The 15,114-nt window shown below is 64.3% G+C and carries 13 protein-coding genes; 11 read left to right on the top strand and 2 right to left on the bottom strand.

Annotated features, from left to right (window positions below):
* The first annotated feature begins 22 nt into the window (after window positions 1-22).
* From BLO50_RS14930 to BLO50_RS14920, 3 genes are all read left to right on the top strand, one after another.
* On the top strand, window positions 23-1,825 hold the full coding sequence (locus BLO50_RS14930; protein WP_425262271.1) for a methyl-accepting chemotaxis protein: 1,803 nt from the start codon (window positions 23-25) through the stop codon (window positions 1,823-1,825).
* A gap of 120 nt (window positions 1,826-1,945) precedes the next feature.
* Entirely contained in the window at window positions 1,946-2,629 is a 684-nt protein-coding gene (locus BLO50_RS14925) for a type 1 glutamine amidotransferase domain-containing protein (RefSeq protein ID WP_090254298.1), read from the top strand.
* A gap of 25 nt (window positions 2,630-2,654) precedes the next feature.
* Window positions 2,655-3,311 carry a cupin domain-containing protein gene (locus BLO50_RS14920; protein ID WP_090254295.1) on the top strand — a complete coding sequence of 219 codons (657 nt, stop codon included), beginning with the start codon at window positions 2,655-2,657 and terminating at the stop codon, window positions 3,309-3,311.
* On the opposite strand, the gene BLO50_RS14915 is transcribed toward BLO50_RS14920, so the two are convergent.
* The gene (locus BLO50_RS14915) at window positions 3,308-4,534 is read right to left on the bottom strand and encodes an NADH:flavin oxidoreductase/NADH oxidase family protein (RefSeq protein ID WP_090254293.1); all 1,227 of its coding nucleotides are present in this window, start codon (window positions 4,532-4,534) and stop codon (window positions 3,308-3,310) included. The genes BLO50_RS14920 and BLO50_RS14915 overlap by 4 nt on opposite strands.
* A gap of 77 nt (window positions 4,535-4,611) precedes the next feature.
* On the opposite strand from BLO50_RS14915, the gene BLO50_RS14910 reads away from it, so the two are divergent.
* From BLO50_RS14910 to BLO50_RS14875, 8 genes are all read left to right on the top strand, one after another.
* Complete coding sequence (locus BLO50_RS14910; RefSeq protein ID WP_090254290.1) at window positions 4,612-5,016, top strand: MerR family transcriptional regulator; 405 nt, start codon at window positions 4,612-4,614, stop codon at window positions 5,014-5,016.
* 274 nt (window positions 5,017-5,290) lie between these two features.
* Window positions 5,291-6,604 (top strand): NAD(P)/FAD-dependent oxidoreductase, encoded by a 1,314-nt coding sequence (locus BLO50_RS14905; RefSeq protein ID WP_090254288.1) that lies wholly within the window; start codon window positions 5,291-5,293, stop codon window positions 6,602-6,604.
* A gap of 135 nt (window positions 6,605-6,739) precedes the next feature.
* Window positions 6,740-7,249, top strand: coding sequence for a sigma-70 family RNA polymerase sigma factor (locus BLO50_RS14900; RefSeq protein WP_090254285.1), 510 nt, complete (start codon window positions 6,740-6,742; stop codon window positions 7,247-7,249).
* Between the two features lies 1 nt (window position 7,250).
* On the top strand, window positions 7,251-8,282 hold the full coding sequence (locus BLO50_RS14895) for a FecR domain-containing protein (RefSeq protein ID WP_090254284.1): 1,032 nt from the start codon (window positions 7,251-7,253) through the stop codon (window positions 8,280-8,282).
* Between the two features lie 122 nt (window positions 8,283-8,404).
* Entirely contained in the window at window positions 8,405-10,867 is a 2,463-nt protein-coding gene (locus BLO50_RS14890) for a TonB-dependent siderophore receptor (protein WP_090254282.1), read from the top strand.
* A 7-nt stretch (window positions 10,868-10,874) separates the two neighbouring features.
* Window positions 10,875-11,171, top strand: coding sequence for a hypothetical protein (locus BLO50_RS14885; protein ID WP_090254279.1), 297 nt, complete (start codon window positions 10,875-10,877; stop codon window positions 11,169-11,171).
* Window positions 11,168-12,763 (top strand): PepSY-associated TM helix domain-containing protein, encoded by a 1,596-nt coding sequence (locus BLO50_RS14880; protein WP_090254277.1) that lies wholly within the window; start codon window positions 11,168-11,170, stop codon window positions 12,761-12,763. Before BLO50_RS14885 ends, BLO50_RS14880 begins: the two co-directional genes overlap by 4 nt.
* Entirely contained in the window at window positions 12,756-13,094 is a 339-nt protein-coding gene (locus tag BLO50_RS14875) for a DUF3325 domain-containing protein (RefSeq protein ID WP_090254275.1), read from the top strand. The genes BLO50_RS14880 and BLO50_RS14875 overlap by 8 nt, the downstream gene beginning before the upstream one ends.
* Here BLO50_RS14875 and BLO50_RS14870 read toward each other — a convergent pair.
* Window positions 13,070-15,076, bottom strand: coding sequence for an alkaline phosphatase D family protein (locus tag BLO50_RS14870; RefSeq protein WP_090254273.1), 2,007 nt, complete (start codon window positions 15,074-15,076; stop codon window positions 13,070-13,072). The two genes, BLO50_RS14875 and BLO50_RS14870, sit on opposite strands and share 25 nt — an antisense overlap.
* Window positions 15,077-15,114: the final 38 nt, after the last annotated feature.

The following is a 15,114-nucleotide window of genomic DNA, read 5'->3' as shown; positions in this document are numbered from 1 at the left end:
ATCCACCTGCGACCAAAGTGCCATGGCCCTGAACCGCCACGGGTGCTCGAATCATCCTCCCAGCAAAGGTTGGCCGCAGGGAGCGACACCCGCTATGGTCTATAGATTCGCTGACAGCGGCCGATTGCCTACCCAGGCATCTCCAGCTGCACGCACTCCCATTTCAGCAGGCATGGCCCGTCCACTTCATGGTGGCGTGCCGCAGGCAGTTTCTGGTCGTGGGTCGACCAGAATAAAAATAACGAGGTTTGTCATGCGTTCTGCGTTTATTACCTACCCCAAGGCCTGCCTGCTGCATGCCATCGGGCTAGCCGGGTTGATGGTGACGTACCAGCAGATCCAGCTGCCCTGGTTTATAAGCATTCCGTCCTATCTGCTGCTGGCCCTGTGGCCGTGGCTGGGGCCCTGGCAGCGCCAGCATGAAGAGCTGCCCGTATCCGCCGAGACGCCACATGATGCGTTCAGCACCCTGAGCCAGAACCTGTCGCGGCACACCTGCCACAACGCCCTGGCCGCCGCTGAAGTGGCGCATGCGGCGCAGCAGCTGGCCGGCAAACTGCAATCGCAACTGAGCGCAACCGAACAGATCAACCAGGCGGCCGAGGCCATCACCCACACCGAACAGGACAGTGCCCAGCGCGCCGAACAGACCCTGATTGCCGCGCAGAGCGTGCGGCAAGACAGCAGCAGCGGGCAGCAGGAGCTGCGTCAGGCAATCGATGCCATGCAGCACCTGAGTGCGCAGACCGCCACCAGCCGCGAACTGATTGACGGCCTGAGCAGCCGCACCGAGCAGATCGAGAAAGTCACCCAGGTCATCCAGTCGATTGCCAGCCAGACCAACCTGCTGGCGCTCAATGCGGCCATCGAGGCGGCACGCGCCGGTGAACTCGGCCGCGGCTTTGCGGTGGTCGCCGATGAGGTGCGTAACCTGGCCGGCCGCACCAGTAGCGCCACCGAGGAGGTCGGGCAGATCGTCAGCGATATCCGCCAACAGAGCGCAGCAGTGGTCAGCCATATGCAGCAGCAGGCCGAACAACTGACCCTGGCCGCGCAGCAGGTCGAGCACACCGGCGCGCAACTGCAAGGCATTGCCGGATTGGCGGCAAATGTAGAGGATCAGGTCAGCCAGATCGACAGCGGCACCCGGCAGAACCACGAACGCCTGGCTGAACTGTCTGTGGCGGTCGGCCAGCTGCGCGGCGATGTCAGCGACAGCGAAGGGCAGACGCGTCAACTCAGCAGCGCCGCCGAGCGGTTAGTCGCGCAGGCCGAAAGCGTCAGCGAACAGCTCGCCGAAGTTGGCCTGGATGACTACCACCAGCGTATCTACGACCTCGCGCGCAGCGCCGCGGCGCAAATTGCCGCGCAGTTTGAAGCAGACATGCAAAGCGGACGGATCAGCGCCAGTGACCTGTTCGACCGTCACTATCAACCGATTGCCGGCAGCTTCCCGGCCAAGTACAAAACGCGCTTTGACGGCTATGCCGATCAGGTGCTGCCGGCCATTCAGGAACCCCTGCTCAGCCAGCACGAAGGCCTGGTGTTCGCCATCGCCTGCACCGCCGAAGGCTACGTGCCAACGCACAACAATGCCTTCAACCACCCACCATGCGGGGACCGCGCGGTGGACACGCTGAAGAGTCGCAGCAAGCGCCTGTTCAACGACCGCACCGGCATCCGCTGTGGCAGCCATCAGAAACCGGTGCTGCTGCAGACCTATATGCGCGACACCGGTGAGCTGATGCATGACCTGTCGGTGCCGATTATGGTCAACGGCCGGCATTGGGGCGGCATTCGCCTCGGATACAAGCCCGAACCCTGATCGGCGCTGTATGCCTGCACGTAATAGGCACCATTAAGCCGTTTAAATTATCGCCAGCGACTAACGCGCGTAAGCTGCATGCCTCTTTGCTCATCAGGGCCTGCGCCCCAAGGAATACCCATGAAGATCCTGCTGGTACTGACTTCTCACGACCAACTGGGCAACACCGGGCAGAAGACCGGCTTCTGGCTGGAGGAATTCGCCTCGCCGTACTACGTGTTCAAGGATGCCGGCGCGCAACTGACCCTGGCCTCGCCCAAAGGCGGCCAGCCACCTTTGGACCCTAAGAGCGACGCCCCTGATGCACAGACAGCCGCTACCGAGCGCTTCCGTGCTGATCCGGCAGCGCAACAGGCGCTGGCCAACACCGTGCCGCTGAGCCAGGTGAAGGCCGATGATTTCGACGCCGTGTTCTATCCAGGCGGCCATGGCCCACTGTGGGATTTGGCCGAAGACCGCACCTCCATCGCACTGATCGAACACTTCCAGGCGCAGAACAAACCGGTAGCGGCGGTCTGTCACGCTCCGGGTGTGCTGCGTCATGTCAAAGCGGCCAACGGTCTGCCGCTGGTCAGCGGCAAGAAAGTCACCGGCTTTAGCAACAGCGAAGAGGCTGCGGTGCAGCTAACCGACGTGGTGCCATTCCTGGTGCAGGATATGCTCATCGCTAACGGTGGCCATTACACCAGCACGAACGATTGGCAGAGCCATGTAGCCGTAGATGGTCTGCTGATCACAGGGCAAAACCCGGCCTCATCGGATGCCACCGCAGACGCGTTGATACACCTGCTCAAGCAGGCCTGAATCAGACGGAGTGAAGGGGGCGACCATGCAACTGAATGCCGACTTTAGTCAGCGCGCCTTGATCCGTCCGGCCGACAGCCCCTGGGTGGCTTCACCCATGCCAGGGGTGGAGCGGCGCATGCTGGACCGCATCGGCGAGGAGGTGGCTCGCGCCACCAGCATCGTGCGCTACGCGGCAGGTTCGCGCTTCAGCGAGCATCACCACCCCGGCGGCGAGGAGTTTCTCGTGCTCGACGGGGTGTTCTCCGATGAGCGCGGCGATTACCCCGCCGGCACTTACGTACGTAACCCCATCGGCAGCCATCACGCTCCCTTCAGCCGCGAAGGCTGCACGATCTTCGTCAAACTGATGCAGTTCGATGAAGCTGATGATCAGCCCGTGGTGATCGACAGCACCCAGGCGCAGTGGCGACCCGGCCTGGTACCGGGTCTGCAGGTGTTGCCGTTGCACCAGCACGGTACCGAGCACGTGGCGCTGGTGCGTTGGGCCCCCGGCACCTACTTCAATGCACACCGGCATTGGGGCGGCGAAGAAATCCTGGTGCTCGAAGGCACCTTTCAGGACGAGTTCGGCGACTACCCGGCCGGCAGCTGGCTGCGCAGCCCACACCTGTCACAGCACACACCGTTCAGCGAAGCAGGCTGCCTGATTTGGGTCAAAACCGGGCATTTGCCCGATTAACCCGCTGCCATCAGGCGTTTGTAGTGGCGGGTACGTCGCGCGCTTTTCAGCTGTTCCAACAACAGCGCGCGTAGCGGCGAGACCCCAGCGTGGGTGTGCTTGCCCAGGCTGAGCTGGCGCAGTTGATACTTCACCACGGCCATGTATGCCAGGGAGGCAAACGCCTTGTTCTTCCAGCGAATAGGCGGCAATTCGGCGCTGCTGAGCTGCCCGGCCTGCCAGTGTTTCGGCAGCGCCGGGTTGATCGCCAGGGCCGTGGCTATCCCAGCCATGGCCACGCCGCTGGCCAGCACCTGCTCGACCACTGGTAAACGGCGAATGCCGCCAGTGACCATCACCGGCATGCTCGCCACAGCGGCAATCTCACCGGCAAACTCCAGGAAGTAGGCTTCGCGCGCCAGGGTACGGCCGTCGCGGGCATCGCCCTGCATGGCGGGCGCTTCATAGCTGCCGCCGGACAACTCGACCAGATCGACCGCCAGCTCATTGAGCAACTGCACCACCTGCTTGGCATCGGCCGCGTCGAAGCCGCCACGCTGGAAGTCCGCCGAGTTGAGTTTGACTGCTACGCAGAAGCTGGGGGCCACGACAGCCCGTACCGCCTTGACCACCTCAAGCAGAAAGCGCGCACGGTTTTCCAGCGGACCACCCCAGCGATCGGTGCGCTTGTTGCTGAGCGGCGAGAGGAATTGGCTGAGCAGATAACCGTGCGCCGCATGGATCTGCACGCCCGTAAAGCCGGCCTGTTCGGCCAACTGTGCGGTGCGCGCATAGCGCTGAATCAGAGTTTGGATTTCTGCGTCATCCAGCGCCTTGGGCACGGGGAACATTTTCGACAGGCCACCCAGCTCCAGCGCGACCGCTGACGGCGCGACGGTCTGCTGGCCAAGGTTGGCCTGCATTTGCCGACCAGGGTGGTTGATCTGCATCCAGACCTGCCCGCCTTGAGCGCGGCTGATCCGGGCCCACTCGCGGAATTTATCCAGCTGGCGCTCATCCTCCAGCACCACGCCGCCGGGGCCGGTCATGGCGCGGCGGTCGACCATCACGTTACCGGTGATCAGCAACCCGGCACCACCCTCGGCCCAGGCCTGGTAAAGGCGCAGCAATTCAGCTGACGGGCCTTGGCTGGCGTCCGCCAAGTTCTCTTCCATGGCCGCCTTGGCAATGCGGTTGGGGATGACAGTACCGTTGGGTAGGTGCAGCGGTTGAAAGGCAGTCATGGCGTACTCCGAGGTAGCAGGTGGAGCAAGGCTAAGGTTAAAGTCAACTTTAAGGTCAATAGCCCGGAGTAGTTAGGATGAAAATCGGTGAACTGGCCAGCCGTACCGGGCTGGCGGCGTCGCGCATTCGCTTCTATGAGGCCAGTGGGTTGATCAGCGCCCAACGTCAGGCCAACGGCTACCGCCGCTACCCGGAACAGGCGGTGCAGACCCTGGGCATCATCAGCTGCGCGCAGCAAGCCGGATTCAGCCTCGACGAAATCCGCCGGCTGCTGCCGCAAGGCGACTCACAGGGCCTGGCGCACGCGGAGCTGCTGGCCAGCCTGCAGCGCAAGGTCGGTGAAATCGAGGCCATGCAGCAACGGCTGGCGCAGAACAAGGCGCAACTGCTGGGCATCATCGCCAGCATCGAAAGCAAACCCGAGGGCATGCCCTGCGCCGAGAATGCCGAGCGGGTGATGGCGCAGTTACGCGGTGGCTGAGGAACGCGCGTAATGTTTAGCCCAACAGCAACCAAGCATGTAAAAAACCGCATTTAACCAACGCATGGCCCTGTGTGAACCTTGTGGCCATGCGCTCTTCTCATGTGTTTTCCCCCGTTCCCCTGCACGCAGCCGCGCCGCGTGACCAGGTCAAACTGCCGCATACCCTGGCGTTCTGGGCGTTGTGGCATTGCCGCCACGCGCGCCCGCCGGATGACTGGACCGCTCAGCCCTGACCCTCTGTCCATTCCCGTCGTCTACCAGGAAGCTGCTTATGAATGCCGCCCTCAAACCTGCAACGCCCGCCGCTGTGCGCTGCCCGTCCTACTACAGCGCCACCCTCAATGAAGAAACCGATTACCCGACCCTGCAAGGCGAGGTCAACGTCGATGTGGTGATCATCGGCGGCGGTTTTACCGGCGTGGCGTCTGCCGTGGAGCTGGCCGAGCGCGGCCTCAAGGTGGCGATTGTCGAAGCCAACAAGATCGGCTGGGGTGCGACCGGGCGCAACGGCGGCCAGGTCACTGGCAGCCTGTCGGGCGATGCGGCAATGACCAAGCAGATGCGCAACACCCTCGGTGAGGAAGTCGAAGACTTTATCTGGCACCTGCGCTGGCGCGGTCACGAGATCATCAAGAATCGCGTGGAAAAGTACGGCATCCAATGCGACCTCAAGCACGGCCACCTGCACGCGGCGATGAAGCCCACGCACATGCAGGAGCTGGAAGCCACCTACGCCGAAGCGCAGCGTCGCGGCATGGGCGCTGACGTGACCCTGCTCGACCGCGCCGGCGTGCGCAGCCACCTGGCCAGCGACCTGTACAGCGGCGCGCTGAAGAACACCCGCAATATGCACCTGCACCCGCTCAACCTGTGCATCGGGGAGGCCAAGGCCGCCGCCAGCCTGGGCGCGCTGATTTTCGAGCACTCTGAAGTGCTGGAGATTGTCCACGGCGCCAAGCCGGCGGTGTTCACCGCCCAAGGCCGAATCAACGCCAAGCAGGTGCTGCTGGCCGGCGACGTGTACCACAAGCTGGAGCCGAAAAAGCTCAAGGGCATGATCTTCCCGGCCATGGGCGGCATCGTCACTACCGCGCCACTGGGTGAGCTGGCGAAAGAAATCAATCCGCAGGACCTGGCCGTGTACGACTGCCGTTTCGTCCTCGACTACTACCGCATGACCGCCGACGGACGCCTGCTGTTCGGCGGTGGCTGCAACTACTCCGGGCGCGACTCGCGGGATATCGCCGCCGAGCTGCGCCCCGGCATCGAGCAGACCTTCCCGCAGCTCAAGGGCGTCGACATCGACTTCCAGTGGAGCTGCGCCATGGGCATCGTGATCAACCGCATCCCGCAGCTGGGCAAGCTCTCGGACAACGTCTGGTACTGCCAGGGTTACTCCGGCCACGGCATCGCCACCACCCACATCATGGGCGAGATCATGGCCAACGCGCTGACCGGCACCCTGGGTCACTACGACACCTTCGCCGCCTGCAAACACATCAAAGTGCCGTTGGGGGATGTGTTCGGCAACCCGATGCTGGCCGCCGGCATGTGGTACTACCAGATGCTGGAAAAGCTGCGTTAAGAACACTGCGGCGCTGACGCGTGAGCGCCGTCCGCTGATCAGCTGCCGGGGCACACGTCACCGGCAGCATTGAGTTTTTAATAATAATAATTATCATGTGCGCCTGAGTAGCCATCCGGCTGACCGGAGCTCACTGTGCCCGCCTCTGAATTTGACCTGTCTACCGACCTCGAAACGCTCTACCGCCAGCACCACGGCTGGCTGGAAGGCTGGTTGCGGCGCAAGCTGAACGACACCTTTGCTGCCGCAGACCTGGCCCAGGACACCTTCGTCAGCGTCATTCATTCCGGTCAGGCCAGTGAGATTCGCGAGCCCCGGCCCTTTCTGGCGACCATTGCGCGCCGGCTGATTGCCCATCGCCATCGCCGCCAGCGCCTGGAAGACGCCTACCTTGAAGTGCTCGCCAGCCTGCCGGAAGCGGTTTATCCCTCGCCGGAAGAACAGCTGCAGGCACTGGAAACCCTGCGCCAGATCGACAGCGCCCTCGACGGTCTGCCGGCCCAGGTCAAGGAAGCCTTCCTGCTCGCCCACCTGGAAGAACTTAGCTATGCCGAGATCGCCGAACGCCTGGGCGTGTCCAGCAGCTCGGTGAAGCAGTACCTGATGCGCGCCAACCGCCAATACCTGTTTGCCCTGGCCAGCTGACATGAACGGACAGCACAGCGCGGTTTACCCCAACACACCCGCCAGGCTCTTGGCCGAAGGCCAGCCTATCAGCGCAGCCGTGGCCGACCAGGCAGTGGAATGGCTGACATTGCTGATGTCCGGCGCAACCAGCGCGCAGGAGCAGCTGGCTTGGCAGACCTGGCGCGCGGCCAGCCCTGAGCACGAACGCGCCTGGCGGCATATCGAGGCCATGACCGGACGGCTCAAGGCATTGCCGGCCAAGAGTGCCTACCAGACGCTCTCGCCCTATGCCCGCCAAACCGCTCAGGCCAGCCGCCGCACGCTGCTGCGCTCGCTGTTCTGGGGTGGGTTGCTGGCCGGCTCTGGGCTGCTGGCCAGCCGCACCAACACCTGGCAGGAACAGCTGGCCGAACACCGCACCGGCACGGGCGAGCAACGCCGCGTGACCCTCAGCGACGGCACCCGCGTCACGCTCAACACCGCCACGGCGCTCGATTTGCAGTTCGATGCGCAGACCCGCCTGCTGCACCTGCGCGCGGGCGAAATCATGGTCGTCACCGCTGCGGCTCAAGGCCTGCAGCCTGTCGATCCACGTCCGTTGGAGGTGCAGACCGCACAAGGGCGCATCCGTGCGCTGGGCACGCGTTTCAGCGTGCGCCAGGACGACGGCCACACCCAGGTGGCCGTGCAGGAAAGTGCCGTACAGCTCCACCCGATCCGCAGTGACCGTGTGCAGGTGCTGCTGGCTGGGCAACGCACCGGCTTCAGCCGCACCCATATCGACCCGCTGCGCCCATTGCATGAGGCTGACCTGGCCTGGACCCGCGGGCAGATCATTGCCGACGACATGCCCCTGGGCGAATTTATCGCCGAGCTTGATCGTTACCGTCCCGGGATGCTGCGCTGCGATCCGCACGTGGCCGGGTTGCGCCTGTCCGGGGTGTTCCCGGTGCACGACAGCGATCGCATTCTCGCCACCCTGCCCAGCGTGCTGCCGGTGCAGGTGCGCACGCGCAGCCGCTACTGGGTGCTGATCGAAAAGGCCGTTTGAACCCACGCCCCTGATGCTGATTGAGCGCGGCGAAAAATAATTCAGCCACGCACTGCCCGATTGCGATTCTCGCGGCACCTACACAGCAAGAATTTTATTCGCTTTCTGTGCCAGGAGCCCCCATGCACCGTGTCAATCGCCCCGTGACGCCGCCGCGTCACACCGCGCGCAACCTCCAACAGCGGCCGAGTGGCCGCCTGCTCTTGGCCCTGGCCTGCAGCCTGGCCCTCCAGCAACTGCCGGGCGTGGCCTTGGCCGCAGACAGCGCGCCGGCCCAACAGCAAGCGCAGCAGGCCTTCGCGATTGCCGCCGGGCCTTTGGCACCGGCGCTGCGCAGCCTGTCAAGCAGCGCCAACCTGTTGCTCAGCTTTACCGCCGAGCAAACGGCCGACAAGGTAACCGCAGGTCTTCAAGGCCACTACACCGTGCCCGAAGCCCTGGCGGCGCTGCTGGCCGGTACCGGCTTGCAGGCTGTGCAGGTAGAGGCCGGTGGTTATGTGCTGCGGCCCGCACCCGCGCAAACGAACAACGCAGCGGCCCGCACCGAACTGCCCGCGATGACCATTTCCGGCAAGGCCAGCCGTTACCAGAGCAGCGTGCCGGTGAGCAGCGCCACCCGCTCCGATGCCGACTCGCTGGATGTACCGCAGACGGTCGATGCGGTGCCAGCCACTGTGCTGCGTGATCGCGGCGCGCGTTCGATCAAAGAAGCCCTGGCCTACACCCCAGGCGTGACCAGCAGCACCGGTGAAGGCATTCGTGAGCAGTTCGTCATCCGTGGCTTCTCGGCTATTTCTGATACCTATGTGGACGGCATGCGCGATGGCGGCAACAGCTTCCGCGACACCTTCAACCTGGAGCAGGTCGAAGTGGTCAAAGGCCCCAGCGGCGTGCTCTACGGCCGGGGCTCGGCCGGTGGCTTGATCAACCTGGTGAGCAAGCGCCCGCACTCGCAGGCGCAGACTGACCTGGCCGCCAGCCTGGGTTCCTACGACGCCCGGCGCCTGACCCTCGACGTCAACCAGCCGCTGAACGAAGCGGTGCAGGTGCGCATCAATGCCATGGCCGATGAGGGCGACTCGTACCGCGACGAGGTCTGGTACAAGAAGCACGGCGTGGCGCTGGCTTCCACCCTGCGTGTCAACGATGACGTGACCCTCGACCTGCGCGCCCAGCACCTGGCCGATGAGCGCGTGTTTGATGCCGGTATTCCCGGCATCAACGGCAAGCCGGCGGATGTCTCGCGCTCGACCTATTACGGCTCGGCCAACCCCGGCGACAACGACAGCGGCACCAGCGCTGACAGCACCTTCCAGGCCGACCTCAAGGTGGACCTGAGCGACAGCCTGCAACTGCGCAACACCCTGAGCTACCGCACCCTGGACCTTGAACGTAACCAGACCACCGTCAACCGCCTGCTGCTCAACACCGCCACGCCCACCGTGCGCCTGTCGCGCAGCAACTTCGACAGCCAGCAGACCGACCTGGCCAACAAGCTGGAGCTGAGCAAGCAGGTCGAGTGGCTGGGCATCCAGCACGAGCTGATGGTCGGTGCCGAATACGCCATCGAGGAACGTGACACCCTGTCACGCGGCGGCGACCTGCCGGCCGCCTACAACCTGTCGGTGTACAACCCGGTGCTCAAGAGCGTGCCCTACAGCGCGGCCTCCGTGCGCCGCGATGGCATCTACGAAACCCACACCGCCGGCTACTACATCCAGGACCTGATGCGCTTCAACGAGCACTGGGTGATGCTGCTGGGCCTGCGCGAAGATCAGCTGGAGCGCGACTTCGACAACCGCGTCGGCAGTGATTACAGCCGTGAGGACGATTACCGCAGCCCGCGTGCCGGCCTGGTCTATCAGCCCAATGACTGGTCGTCCTACTACCTGTCCGCCTCACGTTCTTACCAGCCTGGCAGCGCCACCGGAGTAATCGATCCGGGCAACGCCATCCAGCCGCCGGAGATCACCACCAGCTATGAGCTGGGCAGCAAGCTGCGCCTGAACGACGGTGCTTTGGAGCTGGGCCTGAGCCTGTTCCAGATCATCAAGGAAAACGTACCGACCCGTGACCCCAGCGACCCCAACGGCCCGTCGCTGTATATCGGTGAAATCACCGCCGAAGGCGTCGAGCTGTCGGCCCTCGGCGATCTCGGCCACGGCCTGAGCCTGCAGGGCGGGCTCACCTACCTGGATGCACGGGTGACCCAGTCAAACAACACCACGGCACCGGCGATCACCCCGACGCAGCCGGCCACCCCGCTGGAAGGCAAACGGGCGGCCAACGCCCCACGCTTTAGCGCCACCCTGTGGGGCGTCAAAGAGCTGGGTAACGGCTGGCGCGTCGGCCTCGGTGTGCGCCATCAGGGCGATTCCTTCGCCTCGACCACCAACGCCGTCACCCTGCCGGCGTACACCGTGCTGGATGCCGGGCTGTTCCATGAACGCGGCCCCTGGGCGTTTGCCCTCAACGCCCGCAACCTGGGCAACAAGACCTACTACGAGTCGGCCACCAATGACCTCGGCATCCTGCCGGGCGAACCGCGTTCGCTGCAATTCAGCACCAGCTACCGCTTCGAGTGAGGCCGTCATGCACCTGCGCGATGTTATCCAACCGGCCGCGACGGCTACCCACGTTGTCGGCCTGTGTGCGCTGGCCTATTTCGCCAGCGCACAACTAGTCGGTCTGAGCGGCCTGCTGGCCTGGTGGGCCGGTATGAGTCAGGGCGATGCGGTGATGCTGGCGCTCATGCTCGGCTTCATTTACCTGCTGGTGTTGCTGCTCTGGGGCTTTTCCTGCGAGCGCCGGCGTAACGCCTGGTTGTTGCTCGGCGGGCTGAGCCTGCTGGCCTGGGGCACGCCCCTGCTGCTGCAGGGGCACCCATGAAAACAGGATTCAGAAGCCGCATGGGCGAGCTGCACACCTGGGCCGGCGTGGTGCTCGGCGTCTTGCTGTTCGCCGTATTCTGGACCGGCAGCCTGTCGGTGTTCGATAAGGAAATCGACCGCTGGATGATGCCCAGCACCCGCCTGCACTGGGATGACAGCATGCAGCGGCCGTCGCTGGACCGTGACATTCGCCTACTGCTGGAACAACGCGCCGCCAACGCGCCCGTCTGGACCATCATCCTGCCCCTGGAACGCACACCGTTTCTGACCCTCACTTACGGCAGCGAAGAGTCGCGCAAGAGCAGCCGCGACCTGTTCAACCCAATCACTCTTGAGCCGCTGGCCAAGCCGTTGACCCTGGGGGCCAGTGGCTTTATCTACCCCTTCCACCACAACCTGACGCTGCGCTACAAAAACATCGGTGCCTGGCTGGTGGGCATCGCCGGCATGGCCATGCTCTGCCTGCTGGTGTCCGGCGTGGTCATCCACCGCAAGCTGTTCAGCGAGTTCTTCACCCTGCGTCTGCACCGCGCCTTCGGCCGCAGCACCCTGGATGTGCATAACGTAGCCGGCGTGGCGCTACTGCCGTTCCACCTGCTGATCACCCTGTCCGGGCTGATCGTCGCGTTCGCCATTTACTACCCCGATGCGCCGCAACACACCTACCGCGAGCAGGTGCAAAGCGGCGTCAGCGCCGAACGCGCCTTCCTCGGTGAAGCACTCGGCCGCATCCGCCTGCGGGCCGCCAAACAGCCGGGCGAACTGGCACCGTTGGAGCCCATGGTGACCAAGGCCGAACAATATTGGGGGCCGGGCTCGGTGTACCTGCTGCGGGTTAACAATCCCAAGGATGCCAACGGCAATGTGCTGCTGCGCCGCACCAGCCACAGCAGCGTGACCAAGGACATCGACAACTTCCGCTTTGCCAGTGTCAGCGGTGAGGTCATAGGTCGCTTCCAGGCCTCAGCCACGGTGAACACCTGGAACTTCATCGCCGGCCTGCACTACATCCAATTCCGCCACGACGCCCTGCGCTGGCTGTATTTCCTCGGCGGGCTAGGCGGTTGTGTGGTGATCGCCACCGGGCTGTTCTTCTGGACCCAGGCCCGGCGCAAGAAGCAGCAGCGCCACGGTCATCTCGGCGTCTCGCTGCTGGATACGCTGAGTGTTGCCGGCGTGTGCGGGGTGATTCTCGCCACCCTGGCGTTTCTGCTCGCCAACCGCTGGCTGCCCATGCAAGAGCAGCTATTTGGCCTGGGCCGCGCGCGTGTCGAAATCCTGAGCTTCTATGCCCTGTGGCTCGTGGCGAGCGCCCATGCCGTATGGCGCGTGATGCAGGACCCGCGCCTCGGTTACCTGCACGCCTGGCGCGAGCAATGCACAGCGATTGCGCTGCTGGCCGTGCTGGCCGTTCTGGCCAACTGGCTGACCACCGGCGATCACCTGCTGGCCACCTTGCGCAGCGGCAACGGCCCGGTGGCCGGCACCGACCTGTGCCTGCTCGCTGCAGCCGCACTCGCCCTGCTGGCCGCGCACAAGCTGCGCCGCCGCGTACCGCAGGAAGAAACGCTGGAGGTCGCCCATGTCTGACGCCGCTCTGTACTCGCTGTTGGCCCTGCTGCTGGCGGTGCTGGGCTTTGCCTGGCTCGCCCTGGCCTTGCCCAACCATTGGCGTCAGGTGCATCAAGGCGTGCAACAGACGGCGTCACGGCAAGTCGCCCTGCGCAGCGGCGCAAGCCTGATGCTCGGGCTGTCATTGGTGTGCAGCCTGGCGGGCGATTCGCCGGCCATGGCCATCCTGCTGTGGCTGATGCTGCTGGGCGTCGCCACGCTGCTCGTCGCATTGACCTTAAGCTGGCGCGCGCAATGGCTGGCCCCGCTCTGGCCCGCGCGGTCTCAGGCTGAGCGATCTGCCGACTGAGTTGCTGCGCGGCGGGCAGGCGCCGTGCTCGGTGCGTTATCACGATCATCGACAAACGCCACCGCGGGCGAGCCATCGGCATTCAGCTGGTAGATCGCGCTCGGCTGGCCGTTGTCGTTGAACCACACCTGACCGAGCCCCGCCCCATTCCACAGGCGTTCGCCGGCCTTGCTGCGCGAGGGGATGCGCGGTTTGACCTGCATGCGCCGGCGGGTGGTCAACCAGTTGAGTGGCGACCAGGGTGCGTAGAGCCAGCGGTTGAGGCGGTCGAACCAATCAAGCAGGCGCGGCGGGAATTCGTTTTTCAGGCCGCTGCTGGTGATCTGCCAGAGCTGCGGGCCGCGTTTGCGCTGGCGGATCAGCACCTCGTAGACAAACGAGTAATGCACATCGCCGGAGAGAATCACGTAGTTACCCGGCGTGCGCGAGTGGCGGAAGATGTTCAGCATCACCTGCGCCGCACCACGGTGGGCCATCCAGTTTTCCGCATCGACCATCAGCGGATGGCCGGCCCAGCTGAAGACCTTCTGGATGGTCTCGATCAGCTTGACGCCGAATATCGGCGCAGGGGAGACGATGATCGCCGACGGATGATCAAGCAGCTCCTGCTGAAATTCGCACAGCGCTTCCCAATCCAGCAAACCGGACGGCCGCTTGAGGTTGCGCTCGCTGCGCCAGCGTCGGGTGCGCGTGTCGAGCACCACCAGCGCCGGGCTGCTCGGCAGGACGAATTGCCACTGGTGAAAGCTCAGCAAGGTGTCGGTCAGCGCATCCTGCGGCTCACTGTCCATGTGGTTGGCAGCATCGCGGCCCTCGGTCATCGCACGGATCATCTGCAGCGGCTCAGCAAACACATCGGGGTTATTGCCCCAGCCCTGGCACAGCAGGTAGGCGATCAGCGCATTGCCGATGATGCGTTTGGAAAACGGGTGGCCGTAGGCCGTCTCTTCCCACTGCGCGGAGAGGTTCCAGTCATCGGTGATGTCGTGATCATCGAAGATCATCAGCGTCGGCAAGTGGGCGAGGGCACGGGCGACCTGGCCCAGACCGCAGCGAAACGCTTCAATGCGCTCACGCTCGGCTTGATAACGCGGCACTTCCTCGGCGCTGAGCGCCGGCATTTCCGCATCCAGCAACGTCCATGGCGTCGGCGACCAGACCAGCAGGTACATGGCCAACACTTCGGCGCAGGTCACCAGGTGGTTGTCGGCGCTGCTGGTGGTGAACACCGGTTTTTCCACGCCGCCGAAGAAGCGCTCGCGCAGGGTTTCGTTGCTCTTCAGCGCAGGCAACAGCTCGGCGCGCTGGTAGTAGCTGGCGGGGTGCTGGTACAGCGCCGTGCTGTCATCGACCACCGCACCTTGCAAATGCTCGCCAAACAAACCCAGGCGCTCAATCACCTGATGAATCGCCCGCAGCATCGGCCCGCTGACATCATCGGCGTAGATCTGATCGCCACTCATCAGCAGCAAGGCCGGGCGCTGCTCGGGGGCATGTGCTTCGGCCAGCAGACGGTCGGCGCAGAGCAAGCCGTCAGCCGCCGGGTGATGCGGCTTGCGGCAAGAGCCGTGCAGGAGATGATCCAGCTGTGCGCGCAGGACGAAATTAGCCTGGATCGCGCCGTCGTACAGCAAGTGCGGCGCCCAGTCGGCGATACCCAGCACGGCCTGATCCGGCTGTTCGATCAGCAGGTCGTAATCAATCTGCACATCGCAGGGCAGCGGCGCTTCCAGCGTGAGGTCAATCAGGTGGATAAATGCCTGTTCGCCAATCTGGATAACCTGGCAGCTGTCACCGTGCAGCGGCAAGCGCTGTGGCTCGGGGGCATCACCATGGCTCAGCTGCAGGGTTAGCGATAAGGGCCGGCTGCCAACCAGCCAGAGCACCAGGCGCTGCGCTTCCATGCGGCGCAGCAGCGGGCCGGCCAGCACCTGGGGCAGGTCAGCGTGGACGGCAGGGGGTGTCTCAGCGGTTATCGGCATCAGTACATCGGGCTCTGGCGGCAAACAGGTCGGCAATA

Origin of the sequence: Pseudomonas peli (genome assembly GCF_900099645.1) — a bacterium.
In the GTDB taxonomy this organism is placed as follows: domain Bacteria; phylum Pseudomonadota; class Gammaproteobacteria; order Pseudomonadales; family Pseudomonadaceae; genus Aquipseudomonas; species Aquipseudomonas peli.
Note: the sequence above shows the minus strand (reverse complement) of the source record. Positions and strands in the feature narration are given on the sequence as shown.

Excerpts from the sequence above, each read along its gene's own strand:
- BLO50_RS14925 (WP_090254298.1), top strand. The coding sequence starts at position 1,946 with ATGAAGATCCTGCTGGTACTGACTTCTCACGACCAACTGGGCAACACC.
- BLO50_RS14905 (WP_090254288.1), top strand. The coding sequence starts at position 5,291 with ATGAATGCCGCCCTCAAACCTGCAACGCCCGCCGCTGTGCGCTGCCCG.
- BLO50_RS14885 (WP_090254279.1), top strand. The coding sequence starts at position 10,875 with ATGCACCTGCGCGATGTTATCCAACCGGCCGCGACGGCTACCCACGTT.
- BLO50_RS14870 (WP_090254273.1), bottom strand. The coding sequence starts at position 15,076 with ATGCCGATAACCGCTGAGACACCCCCTGCCGTCCACGCTGACCTGCCC.
- BLO50_RS14890 (WP_090254282.1), top strand. The coding sequence starts at position 8,405 with ATGCACCGTGTCAATCGCCCCGTGACGCCGCCGCGTCACACCGCGCGC.
- BLO50_RS14930 (WP_425262271.1), top strand. The coding sequence starts at position 23 with ATGGCCCTGAACCGCCACGGGTGCTCGAATCATCCTCCCAGCAAAGGT.
- BLO50_RS14920 (WP_090254295.1), top strand. The coding sequence starts at position 2,655 with ATGCAACTGAATGCCGACTTTAGTCAGCGCGCCTTGATCCGTCCGGCC.
- BLO50_RS14880 (WP_090254277.1), top strand. The coding sequence starts at position 11,168 with ATGAAAACAGGATTCAGAAGCCGCATGGGCGAGCTGCACACCTGGGCC.
- BLO50_RS14910 (WP_090254290.1), top strand. The coding sequence starts at position 4,612 with ATGAAAATCGGTGAACTGGCCAGCCGTACCGGGCTGGCGGCGTCGCGC.
- BLO50_RS14915 (WP_090254293.1), bottom strand. The coding sequence starts at position 4,534 with ATGACTGCCTTTCAACCGCTGCACCTACCCAACGGTACTGTCATCCCC.
- BLO50_RS14875 (WP_090254275.1), top strand. The coding sequence starts at position 12,756 with ATGTCTGACGCCGCTCTGTACTCGCTGTTGGCCCTGCTGCTGGCGGTG.
- BLO50_RS14895 (WP_090254284.1), top strand. The coding sequence starts at position 7,251 with ATGAACGGACAGCACAGCGCGGTTTACCCCAACACACCCGCCAGGCTC.